This window comes from Burkholderia sp. ABCPW 11, assembly GCF_001523445.1.
Classification (GTDB): Bacteria; Pseudomonadota; Gammaproteobacteria; order Burkholderiales; family Burkholderiaceae; genus Burkholderia.
Map to the genome: position 1 here is coordinate 65,949 of NZ_LOVM01000088.1, position 10,716 is coordinate 76,664.

The window sequence follows — 10,716 nt, forward strand, 5'->3', positions numbered from 1 at the left end:
TTTTACGAATCTTGAGATAATATTTGTTGGGCCCTGTGCAACAATCCCTCCGGATTCACAGGGGTAACAGGATGGATACGCTACAAAACATGCGGGTATTCGTCCGCGTGGTCGACGCGGGCAGCTTTACCGCGGCCGCCCAGCAGATGAATTCGACCACCGCCTACGCGTCGCGCGCGGTCTCGGATCTCGAGGCACACCTGCGCACGCGTCTCCTGAACCGCACGACGCGCCGGATCGCGCTGACCGAAGCCGGCGAACGCTATCTGCAACGCTGCGAACAGATCCTCGCGTACGTCGACCAGGCCGAAGCCGAGGCGGGCGACGCGCATGCGCGCCCGTCCGGCAAGCTGAAGGTCCATTGCTTCACGAGCCTCGGCCAGCACTATCTGGTGCCGGCCATCGCGCGCTACCGCGAGCGCTACCCGGACGTGCACGTCGAGCTGACGCTCGCGCAGCGCATGCCCGACCTGCTCGACGAGGGGTACGACGTCGCGATCGTGGTCGGCCGCGATCTGCCCGATTCGGGGCTCGTGTCGCAGCGGCTCGGCGAGAGCTATAGCGTCGTGTGTGCATCGCCGGGCTACGTCGAGTCGCATGGCGTGCCGCAGCGGCCGGCCGATCTCGCGCAGCACGTGTGCCTCGGGATGGTCGCGCCGGGCTTTCACTTCGACGAATGGGCGCTGGCGGGGCCGAACGGCGACGAGGTCGTGCCGATCACGGCGCCGCCGTTCCGCGTGAACGTCGCCGAGGCGCTCGCGGTGGCCGTGCGGGAGGGGATGGGCGTCGGCGGGTTGCCGGTCTATTCGGCGATCGGCTGGCTGCGCAGCGGGCACATCGTGCGCGTGATGCCCGAGTACCGGTCGCACGTGATGAACATTTACGCGCTGTACCCGTCGCGCCAGTACCTCGACGCGAAAATCCGGACCTGGGTCGATTTCCTGCGCGAAGAATTGCCGCTCACGCTCGAAGCCGACGAAGCCGCGCTCGAACAGTACACGCGTGCGACATGAGCGCGCAGTCGACCGCAATCTGACGAGATTTGTCCTTCACGCAACATTTTTTTACGAACGTGTGTCAGACAGTTTGATACTGTTGGAATTAACGAGATACACCACACCGGAGTAGCGATGGATACGCACCTGATGATCGGCCTTGGCGTCCTGCTGGGCGCGGCTGCCGCCGCGGCGGCGACCCGCGACCTGCTGCGTGCGATGAAGGCGAAGGCGCAGATGAAGCCCGTGCCGGTCCGCGTGCGCGACCCGCGCCGCCCCGGCCGCTGATCCTGCCGTCGCGCCTCAGGTCGGGAAGGCCGCGCCACGCGGCCGCCCGGCCGGCGCTCAGCCGAGTTCGACGACCTTGTCCCACGCGAACGCGGGGTTTTCCCATTCGCCGGTGCGCCGGTGAAGGTAGCCGCGCGGATTGCACACCACGCGCGTGCCGCCGTCCGCAACGTAGTCGAATGACGTATGCGTGTGGCCGTGCAGCCACAGATCCACCGGCGGCCGCACCAGTTCCGCCATGTCCGTGACGAACCCCGCCGACGCCAGATCTTCCGCATAGCGTTCCGCCAGCGAGCGGCGGTGCGGCGCATGATGGGTGACGACGATCGTCCTGCCCGCAAACGGCGCCGCCAGTTGCGCTTCCAGCCATGCACGGCCTCGCCGGTGCAGCGCGATCGCGTCGGCCGGCGCGAAATCCCGTTCCGGCGCCTCTGCCGTCGTATGCACCGTCGCGTCGTTCGGCCAGGTTACCTGGATCAATCCCTTGAAATCGAGCATCACGCGCAGGCCGGCCTCGGTCGCGCGCGCGACGCTGGCTTCGTCCCGGCCGAACAGCGAAAAATCGGTCCAGAGCGTCGTGCCCAGTACGCGGAAGCGTTGGGCGGGATCGACGTAGACGCCGTTGTTCAGGTAATGCACGTTGTCGAGCGCGTGCGCCGCGTCGCGCATGGCCGCCTCCAGCGCGCCGAATTCCCCGTCGTAGTACTCGTGGTTGCCCGGCACGTAGATCACCGGCACCGCGGGGTCGAACGTCTCGGCGGCCCAGCGCAGGCCTTCCGCGTGATTGTGAATGTCGCCGGCCAGCACGACGAGATCGGCGTCGGCATGCGGGATCGCGTCGGGCAGGTTGCTTTCGAGATGCAGGTCGGACAGGACGCGGATTTTCACGGGATTCGCTCCGGAGGAGGCGGCTTCAGCGCAGGACCTTGCCGGGATTCATCAGGCCGCGCGGGTCGAGCGCAGTCTTCAGCGTGCGCATCAGCGTCGTTTCGACCGGCGACTTGTAGCGCTGCGCGTCGTCGATCTTCAACTGGCCGATGCCGTGCTCCGCGCTGATCGTGCCGTGGTGGCGGTGCACGTTGTCGTAGACGATCCGGTTGATCGGCGCCTGGAACGCGGCGAGGAACGCCTTCGCATCGCCGCCTTCGGGCATCTGCACGTTGTAGTGCAGGTTGCCGTCGCCGAGGTGGCCGAACGTGACCATGCGCGCGCCCGGCGCGGCCTGCTGGATCGCCGCGTCGGTCTCGTCGATGAAGCGGGCGATCGACGAGATCGGCACCGCGATGTCGTGCTTGATGTTGAGCCCTTCGTCGGCCTGCGCGAGCGGGATGTGCTCGCGCAGGTCCCAGAACGCACGCGACTGCGCGAGGTTCTCCGCGACCACCGCGTCGACCACGAGCCCGGCCTCGAACGCTTCTTCCATCAGCTTCTCGAACAGCGCGCGCGCATGCGCTTCGCTTTCGTTGTCGGACAGCTCCAGCAGCACCGTTTGCGCATGGGGCTGCGCGAACGGGTAGCGCAGTTGCGGATAGTGCTTGCCGACCAGCTGCATGCAGAAATCCGACATCAGCTCGAAGCCGGTCAACAGCGGCCCGGCCGCCCGCTGCGCCAGCGCGAGGAAGTCGAGCGCCGCGTGCGGCGATTCGAGCGCGGCCAGCGCCGTCACCTGTGCCGCCGGCAGCGGATGCAGCTTCATCACCGCCGCCGTGATGATGCCGAGCGTGCCTTCGGCGCCGATGAACAGGTCGCGCAGGTCGTAGCCCGTGTTGTCCTTGCGCAGTCCGCGCAGCCCGTCCCAGATCTCGCCCTGCGGCGTCACGACCTCGAGGCCGAGGCACAGCTCGCGCGCGTTGCCGTAGCGCAGCACCGCGGTGCCGCCGGCATTGGTCGACAGGTTGCCGCCGATCGTGCAACTGCCTTCCGCCGCGAGGCTCAGCGCGAACAACCGGCCGCCTTCGCGGGCGCGCGCCTGCACGTCGGCGAGGATCGCGCCGGCTTCGACGGTGATCGTGTTGTTGTGCGGATCGAGTGCGCGCACGCGGTTCAGGCGCGCGACGCTCAGCACGGCCTGGTTGCCGCTCGCATCGGGCGTCGCGCCGCCAGCGAGGCCCGTATTGCCGCCTTGCGGCACGAGCGCGACGCCGTGCGCGTTGGCGAGCTTCACGAGCGTGGCGACTTCAGCCGTGTTCGCGGGTTTCAGCACCGCGCATGCCGCGCCCTTGTAGCGGCGGCGCCAGTCGGTCAGGAACGGATCGGTATCGTGCGGATCGGTCAGCACGTGCTCGGCGCCGATCGCGTCGCGGCACGCGGAAACGAAAGCTTCGGAGGACATCATCACCTTGTCGCGTAAGGGTCAGGACGTGGCGCGCGGCTTTTTCGCCGCGCGCTTGAACGGCGCGACGTAAGCCAGCGCCGCCACGAAGAAGCCGACGGCAAGCGCGGTCTCGCACCAGCCGAGCGTCGCGGACAGCCCGCGATCGGACATGCCGCGCACGATACCTTCTGCAAGATAGACGAGGATCAGCATGCTCGCCCACTGCATCGTATAGATGTTACGCCGCCAGACGCCGGGCAGCGCGAGCGCGAGCGGCACGGCCTTGAGCATCAGCGCGGAGCCGCCGGGGCGCAACGGCGCGAGCCACAGCTCCCACGCGAGCGACAGTGCGATCAGCGCGACGAGACACGCGGCGGCGGCCCGCGCATGGCGCGGCCGGGCCGCGACGGCGGGGCGGGCGGGGGCGGGGGCGCTCATGCCGCCTCGGCGGCCTGGGCGCCGGCGAGGGCCGCGGCGGCGCGCGCGAGCCGTACGCCGAGCGCGGCCGCGAGCGCCTTCTCGTCCGCCGACAGCCCGCCGGACGCCGCGCGGTCGTGTTGCGCGACGTGCGACGCGCCGTACGGCGTGCCGCCCGTACGTGTCGTGCTGAGGGCGGATTCGGTGTACGGGATCCCGACGATCATCATCCCGTGATGCAGCAGCGGCAGCATCATCGACAGCAGCGTCGATTCCTGGCCGCCGTGCAGGCTGCCCGTCGACGTGAACACGCTCGCGGGCTTGCCGGTCAGCGCGCCCGACAGCCATTGCGGCGTCGTGCCGTCGAGGAAATACTTGAGCGGCGCGGCCATGTTGCCGAAGCGGGTCGGCGAGCCGAGCGCGAGGCCCGCGCATTCCTCGAGGTCGCGCAGTTCCGCGTAGGGCGGGCCGTCGGCCGGGATGTCGGGGGCGGTGGCTTCGCAGACGGCCGACACGGGCGGCACGGTGCGGATGCGGGCCTGCATGCCCGGCACGCTGTCGATGCCGTTCGCGATCGCGAGCGCGAGATCGCGCGTGGCGCCGTGACGGCTGTAATAGAGGACGAGGATGTCTTTCATGGGCGACGGGGCCGCATGCGGCCGCGCGCGTGCCCGGTGCAGTCGGCCCCTGCTGGAATCGAGCGGCTATTATAGGGGCTGAAGCCGTCGCGCAGCGCGGCGGCGCGCCGTGACGCGCGCAGCATCAAGAAGGAGAAGCCGTTTGCCGAAGTTGAGCGTCGATCTCGTCACCATCAAGCGCCTCGCGCAGTTCGCGGCCCGGCGCAGCGCCGAGGATCGCATCCCGCAAGTGGCGGGCAGCCTGACCTTCACGACGATGCTGTCGCTCGTGCCGCTGCTGACGGTCGCGTTCGCGTTGTTCACCGCGTTCCCGATGTTCGCGTCGTTCCAGATCTCGCTGCAGGGGTTCCTCGCGGATCACCTGATGCCCGCGCAGTTCAACATCCAGATCTTCAAGTACCTGAACCAGTTCGCGTCGAAGGCCAAGGGGCTGACGACAGCCGGCCTGATCGTGCTCGTCGTCACGTCGGTGATGACCATGATGACGATCGAATCGGCGTTCAACCTGATCTGGCGCGTGCGCAAGCCCAGGCCGTTCGCGCAGCGCGTGCTCGCGTACTGGGCGCTGATCACGCTCGGGCCGTTGCTGTTCGGCGTGAGCCTGTCGATCTCGTCGTACCTGTTCACGCAGTCGCTCGCGTTCACCGGCGCGGGGCCGTCCACGTCGATCGTCGAGTGGCTGCTCGCGCTTGCGTCGCTGCCGTTGACGGTGCTCGCGTTCACGCTGCTGTACGTGTACCTGCCGAACTGCGCGGTCGCATGGCGCGACGCGGTAATCGGCGGCCTGTTCGCGGCCATCGCGTTCGAACTCGCGAAGCGCGGCTTCGGCTACTACGTCCGGCGCATTCCGACCTATACGGCCGTCTATGGCGCGTTCGCGGCGCTGCCGGTGTTCCTGCTGTGGGTGTATTTGAGCTGGTTCATCGCGCTGCTCGGCGCGATGGTCGCGTCGGCGCTGCCGGCGATTCGTGTCGGCCAGTTCCACCGCATCCACTATCCGGGCAGCGACCTGCTCGACGCGCTCGAGTTGCTCGCGCGGTTGGCCGACGCGCGCGCGGCCGGCAAGCGTGGCTACACGGCGATCCGGCTCGCGACGATGCTGCGCTGCGACATGGAAACCGCGCAGCGGCTGCTGACGACGATGGAGGAGCGGGAATGGGTGGCGCGGCTCGACGGCGACGGCGAGGCCACGCCGCGCTACATCCTGCTCGCGAACCCGGAACAGTTGACGCTCGCGCAGTTGTTCGACGTGCTGGTGATCGATCGCACGGAGCTGACCTACCAGCTCCAGCGCCGCCGCAGCCACGTCGACGGCGCGGCGCTGCTCGCGGTGCTGTCGAGCGACCGGTTCGACGTGACGCTCGCGTCGCTGATCGCCGCGCACCGGCTCGCGGGCGCGGAGCCGGCCGGGGGCGCCGGTGCGGCGCCGGGCGTGGCCGACCCGCACGCGCGGCCGCCGCGGCCTGCCTGACGGCGGGGCTCGGCGGTTACAGCGGGATCTTGCCGGTACAGATGTCCTTGAACATCACCCAGTCGCCCATCAGGCTGTAGATCGGGTGCCGGAACGTGGCCGGGCGGTTCTTCTCGAAGAAGAAGTGTCCGACCCATGCGAACCCGTAGCCGCAGACGATCGCCGCCGGCAGCCACAGCCAGTTGCCGGTCGCGACCGCCATCGCGACGCAGCCGATCACGCCGAGCGAGCCGATGAAGTGCAGCCGCCGCGACGTCAGGTTCTGGTGCTCGTTCAGGTAATACGGGTAGAAGTCAGCGAAGCTGGCGAATTGCTCCGTATGCGTATGCGCCATGGCCGTCTCCTCGGGCCGCCGTTCATGAGCCCATTGTGCGGCCGGCTGCCCGCGTCCGCAAGCGGCGGCGGCCCGCCGCGCCGGCCCGTGCTTTCCTTTTGACAGGCTTTCCGATAGGATCGAAAGAGATTTTGCATTCAAGCATGAGGGGACTACGATGCGCGTCAGCGATATTCTGAAAGTGAAGGGCAACACGCTGTTTACGGTGACGCCCGATAAGCCGCTGCGCGAAGCGGTCGATACGATGGCCGAACACGACATCGGTTCGCTCGTCGTGATGGAGTACGGCGATCTCGTCGGGATGCTGACGTTTCGCGAGATCATCCTGCGCCTGCGCGAAAACGGCGGCGCGATCGGCGACGTGCAGGTGCGCAAGGTGATGGACGAGCCGCTCACGTGCACGCCGGAAACGGACGTCAACGAAGTGCGCCGGATGATGCTCGAGCGTCACGCACGCTACATGCCGGTGCTCGACAAGAAGGTGCTGATGGGCGTCATTTCGTTCTACGACGTCGCGAAGACGGTCGTCGAGGCGCAGAGCTTCGAGAACCGGATGCTGAAGGCGTACATCCGCGACTGGCCGGAATCGGAAGCCGAAGCGCACAAGCCGTGAATCCCGCCGCGCCCGGCACCTCGATGCATGGGCGCCGCCATCCGGCATGCGGCGGCGCAGGTTTGTCCTGCGCCGCCTTTTTTTCAACGACAACAACACGAGGCCCGCGCAGCTTCGCCCAGACGAGGCGCGCGTATTCCGCATGAGCGATCACACGCAAGCCACCTCCGGGCGGCGCGACGAACGGCGCGCGCACGCATCGCAGTTCGACCTGCTGCGCGAGCGTCGCTTCGCGCCGTTCTTCACGACCCAGTTCCTCGGCGCGCTGAACGACAACGTCTTCAAGATCGGCTTTACGTCGCTCGTCACGTATCACACCGCGCGGTTCTCCGGCGTCGATGCGAAGACGGCCGCATTCCTGATTTCCGCGATCTTCATTTTGCCGTTCGTGCTGTTCTCGGCGACGTCCGGCCAGATCGCCGACAAGTATGACAAGGCGACCCTCACGCGCTTCGTGAAGTCCTTCGAGATCGTGCTGATGGTGGTCGGCGCGGCCGGCTTCGTCACGCACAGCGCGACGCTGCTGTATCTGTGCACGTTCATGATGGGGATGCACTCGACGCTGTTCGGGCCCGTCAAGTATTCGTATCTGCCGCAGCATCTCGGCGAACACGAACTGGTCGGCGGCAACGGTCTCGTCGAGATGGGCACGTTCATCGCGATCCTGATCGGCACGATCATCGGCGGCGCGGCGGCCGGCATCGAAGGCAGCGGCGAGCGCGTGCTCGCGGTGAGCGTCGTGGTCATCGCGCTGGCCGGGCGGCTCGTCGCGCAGCGCGTGCCGTCGACGCCTGCGCCGCAGCCCGACCTCGTGATCAACTGGAACCCGGTCAGCGAGACCTGGCGCAACCTCGGCCTCGCGCGCCAGAACCGCACGGTGTTCCTGAGCCTGCTCGGTATCTCGTGGCTGTGGTTCGTCGGCGCGACGTTCCTCACGTCGTTCTTCAATTTCGCGAAGGACGTGCTGTCCGCGAGCCCCGACGTCGTCACGATCCTGCTCGCGACGTTCTCGGTCGGCATCGGCCTCGGCTCGCTGCTGTGCGAGCGGTTGTCGCAGCGGCGCGTGGAGATCGGCCTCGTGCCGCTCGGCTCGATCGGCATCAGCGTGTTCGCGATCGAGCTGTATTTCGCGAGCCACGCGCTGCCGTCGCCCGGCCATCTGCTGTCGGTCGGCGAATTCCTGGCCGGTGCGCGCCACTGGCGGATCCTGGCCGATCTGTTCCTGCTGGCGATGTTCGGCGGCTTCTACAGCGTGCCGCTGTATGCGCTGATCCAGAGCCGCAGCGCGCCGACGCACCGCGCGCGGATCATCGCCGCGAACAACATCCTGAACGCGCTGTTCATGATCCTGTCGGCGGTCATGGCGATGGGGTTGACCAAGGCCGGCGTCGACATTCCGGGGCTGTTCCTCGTCACCGCGCTGCTGAACGTGATCGTCGCGACGTATATCTACCTGCTCGTGCCCGAGTTCCTGCTGCGCTTCGTCGCGTGGGTGCTCGTGCACACCTTCTACCGGATCCGCCTCGTGCACGCGGAGCGGATCCCGGCGGAAGGCGCCGCGGTACTCGTGTGCAACCACGTCAGCTACGTCGATGCGCTCGTGCTGGCCGCCGCGAGCCCGCGCCCGATTCGTTTCGTGATGGATCACCGGATCTTCAAGACGCGTTTCGCGAGCTGGGTATTCCGGCATGCGAAGGCGATCCCGATCGCGCCGCGTCACGAGGATCCCGCGATGCTCGCGCGCGCGTACGACCTGTGCGAGGCCGCGCTGAAGGACGGCGAACTCGTGTGCATCTTCCCCGAGGGCAAGCTGACGAAGACGGGCGACATCAATACGTTCCACCACGGCATCACCGAGATCCTGAACCGCACGCCGGCGCCGGTGATCCCGATGGCGCTGCGCGGGCTGTGGGGCAGCTATTTCTCGCGGCATACCGATGCGCGGATGCCGCGTCCCATCAAGCGCGGCGCGATGAGCCGGCTGACGCTGGCGGTCGGCGAGCCGATCCCGGCGTCGGTGGCGACGCCCGAGGCGTTGCAGGCGGCGGTGGCGGAGTTGCGCGGCGCGCGGAAGTAGGCGGGCGCCGGGCCGGCAACGCGCGGGCATTCGGCGGCGTCCGGGCTGGGGCGGGCGCCCGGACGCGCTTTCGTGGGCCGCGCATGCACGCAGCCTGTGCGTGGCCGGCGGTCGGGCGGCCCGCAGGGCCGGGACGGCTGGCATAATAGCGGTTTACCTCTTTTCTCGACCGGCAAACGATCGACCTGCCTGCGGCCCCGGCAGTGCATCGGTTTGCCCATTTCTCTTTGGGCGGTTCCATCATGTCCGGCAATACCCTCGGCACGCTTTTCACTGTCACGACCTTCGGCGAATCGCACGGTCCCGCGATCGGCTGCGTGATCGACGGCTGCCCGCCGGGAATGGGGCTGACCGAAGCCGACATCCAGGTCGAGCTCGATCGCCGCAAGCCGGGCACGTCGCGGCACGTGACGCAACGGCAGGAGGCCGACGAGGTCGAGATCCTGTCGGGCGTGTTCGAAGGCGTGACGACCGGCACGCCGATCGCGCTGCTGATCCGCAACACCGACCAGCGCAGCAAGGATTACGGCAACATCGTCGAGACGTTCCGTCCCGGCCACGCCGACTACACCTACTGGCAGAAATACGGCATCCGCGACTACCGCGGCGGCGGCCGCTCGTCCGCGCGCCTGACCGCGCCGATCGTCGGCGCCGGCGCGGTCGCGAAGAAGTGGCTGCGCGAGCGCTTCGGGGTCGAGGTGCGCGGCTACATGAGCGGCCTCGGCGAAATCGACGTGCCGTTCGTCGACTGGTCGCACGTGCACGAGAACCCGTTCTTCTCGCCGAACGCGGCGGTCGTGCCGGAGCTCGAGGCATACATGGACGCGCTGCGCAAGGACGGCGATTCGATCGGCGCGCGCATCGACGTTGTCGCGTCGGGCGTGCCGGTCGGCTGGGGCGAACCGGTGTTCGACCGGCTCGATGCCGATATCGCGAAGGCGATGATGAGCATCAACGCGGTAAAGGGCGTCGAGATCGGCGCGGGTTTCGACAGCGTCGCGCAGCGCGGCTCGGTGCACGGCGACGAACTGACGCCGGCCGGCTTCGTCGGCAACCACGCGGGCGGCGTGCTCGGCGGGATTTCGACGGGGCAGGACATCACCGTGTCGATCGCGATCAAGCCGACGTCGAGCATTCGCACGCCGCGCCGCTCGATCACGAAGAGCGGTGAAGAGGCGACGGTCGAAACCTTCGGTCGCCACGATCCGTGCGTCGGCATTCGTGCGACGCCGATCGCCGAATCGATGCTCGCGCTGGTGCTGATCGACCATGCGCTGCGTCACCGTGCGCAGTGCGGCGACGTCGAGACGCCGACGCCGAAGATCTCCGGCAGCGCGACCTGATACGAGCAGGCGGGGCGCAGCGCGCGCCGTCTCGACCGTCGAACGATGAATGCAAGCGGGGCGCTGCATGATGCAGCGCCCCGTTTCGTTTGCGGCGGTGTGCGGCGACCAAACGAAACGCGCCGCTCGTGGCGGCGCGTTTCGGCAGCTTACATGTTCGGGTAATTCGGCCCGCCGCCGCCTTCGGGCGTGACCCACACGATGTTCTGCGTCGGGTCCTTGATGT

12 protein-coding genes are annotated in these 10,716 nt (G+C 67.9%); 6 read left to right on the top strand and 6 right to left on the bottom strand.

What is annotated here, in order from left to right:
- The first annotated feature begins 71 nt into the window (after positions 1-71).
- Together WS61_RS28915 and WS61_RS35340 are read left to right on the top strand one after the other, a co-directional pair.
- Positions 72-1,013, top strand: a complete 942-nt coding sequence (locus WS61_RS28915; protein ID WP_059505678.1) for a LysR family transcriptional regulator — start codon at positions 72-74, stop codon at positions 1,011-1,013.
- A gap of 117 nt (positions 1,014-1,130) precedes the next feature.
- Positions 1,131-1,283, top strand: a complete 153-nt coding sequence (locus WS61_RS35340; RefSeq protein WP_174429583.1) for a hypothetical protein — start codon at positions 1,131-1,133, stop codon at positions 1,281-1,283.
- 57 nt (positions 1,284-1,340) lie between these two features.
- Here WS61_RS35340 and WS61_RS28920 read toward each other — a convergent pair whose 3' ends face one another.
- Genes WS61_RS28920 through wrbA form a run of 4 tightly spaced genes read right to left on the bottom strand, consistent with a single transcriptional unit; the run spans position 1,341 to position 4,652 of the window.
- Positions 1,341-2,171, bottom strand: a complete 831-nt coding sequence (locus tag WS61_RS28920; protein ID WP_059505680.1) for a metallophosphoesterase — start codon at positions 2,169-2,171, stop codon at positions 1,341-1,343.
- A gap of 25 nt (positions 2,172-2,196) precedes the next feature.
- The gene (locus WS61_RS28925; RefSeq protein ID WP_059505682.1) at positions 2,197-3,618 is read right to left on the bottom strand and encodes an FAD-binding oxidoreductase; all 1,422 of its coding nucleotides are present in this window, start codon (positions 3,616-3,618) and stop codon (positions 2,197-2,199) included.
- A gap of 18 nt (positions 3,619-3,636) precedes the next feature.
- Positions 3,637-4,035 carry a DUF2069 domain-containing protein gene (locus WS61_RS28930; protein ID WP_059505684.1) on the bottom strand — a complete coding sequence of 133 codons (399 nt, stop codon included), beginning with the start codon at positions 4,033-4,035 and terminating at the stop codon, positions 3,637-3,639.
- Positions 4,032-4,652, bottom strand: a complete 621-nt coding sequence (gene wrbA, locus WS61_RS28935) for an NAD(P)H:quinone oxidoreductase (protein WP_059505686.1) — start codon at positions 4,650-4,652, stop codon at positions 4,032-4,034. The genes WS61_RS28930 and wrbA overlap by 4 nt, the downstream gene beginning before the upstream one ends.
- A 142-nt stretch (positions 4,653-4,794) precedes the next feature.
- Here wrbA and WS61_RS28940 point away from each other — a divergent pair, with 142 nt between their 5' ends.
- Positions 4,795-6,123, top strand: coding sequence for a YihY family inner membrane protein (locus WS61_RS28940; RefSeq protein ID WP_059505688.1), 1,329 nt, complete (start codon positions 4,795-4,797; stop codon positions 6,121-6,123).
- 16 nt (positions 6,124-6,139) lie between these two features.
- On the opposite strand, the gene WS61_RS28945 is transcribed toward WS61_RS28940, so the two are convergent.
- Positions 6,140-6,457, bottom strand: coding sequence for an Mpo1-like protein (locus WS61_RS28945; protein WP_059505690.1), 318 nt, complete (start codon positions 6,455-6,457; stop codon positions 6,140-6,142).
- 157 nt (positions 6,458-6,614) lie between these two features.
- Here WS61_RS28945 and WS61_RS28950 point away from each other — a divergent pair, with 157 nt between their 5' ends.
- The 3 genes from WS61_RS28950 (at position 6,615) to aroC (ending at position 10,490) form a co-directional block, all read left to right on the top strand.
- Positions 6,615-7,070, top strand: a complete 456-nt coding sequence (locus WS61_RS28950) for a CBS domain-containing protein (protein ID WP_034207093.1) — start codon at positions 6,615-6,617, stop codon at positions 7,068-7,070.
- Between the two features lie 142 nt (positions 7,071-7,212).
- On the top strand, positions 7,213-9,147 hold the full coding sequence (locus WS61_RS28955) for an MFS transporter (protein ID WP_059505692.1): 1,935 nt from the start codon (positions 7,213-7,215) through the stop codon (positions 9,145-9,147).
- Between the two features lie 242 nt (positions 9,148-9,389).
- Positions 9,390-10,490, top strand: a complete 1,101-nt coding sequence (gene aroC, locus WS61_RS28960) for a chorismate synthase (protein WP_059505694.1) — start codon at positions 9,390-9,392, stop codon at positions 10,488-10,490.
- A gap of 149 nt (positions 10,491-10,639) precedes the next feature.
- Here the strand turns inward: aroC and WS61_RS36120 are convergent.
- Positions 10,640-10,716 (bottom strand): 4Fe-4S dicluster domain-containing protein (locus tag WS61_RS36120; RefSeq protein WP_133168007.1); only part of this gene is annotated, 77 nt, incomplete at its 5' end.

Coding starts and splice junctions, on each gene's coding strand:
- WS61_RS28955 (WP_059505692.1), top strand. CDS start 7,213: ATGAGCGATCACACGCAAGCCACCTCCGGGCGGCGCGACGAACGGCGC.
- wrbA (WP_059505686.1), bottom strand. CDS start 4,652: ATGAAAGACATCCTCGTCCTCTATTACAGCCGTCACGGCGCCACGCGC.
- WS61_RS35340 (WP_174429583.1), top strand. CDS start 1,131: ATGGATACGCACCTGATGATCGGCCTTGGCGTCCTGCTGGGCGCGGCT.
- WS61_RS28925 (WP_059505682.1), bottom strand. CDS start 3,618: ATGATGTCCTCCGAAGCTTTCGTTTCCGCGTGCCGCGACGCGATCGGC.
- WS61_RS28950 (WP_034207093.1), top strand. CDS start 6,615: ATGCGCGTCAGCGATATTCTGAAAGTGAAGGGCAACACGCTGTTTACG.
- WS61_RS28930 (WP_059505684.1), bottom strand. CDS start 4,035: ATGAGCGCCCCCGCCCCCGCCCGCCCCGCCGTCGCGGCCCGGCCGCGC.
- WS61_RS28915 (WP_059505678.1), top strand. CDS start 72: ATGGATACGCTACAAAACATGCGGGTATTCGTCCGCGTGGTCGACGCG.
- WS61_RS28945 (WP_059505690.1), bottom strand. CDS start 6,457: ATGGCGCATACGCATACGGAGCAATTCGCCAGCTTCGCTGACTTCTAC.
- aroC (WP_059505694.1), top strand. CDS start 9,390: ATGTCCGGCAATACCCTCGGCACGCTTTTCACTGTCACGACCTTCGGC.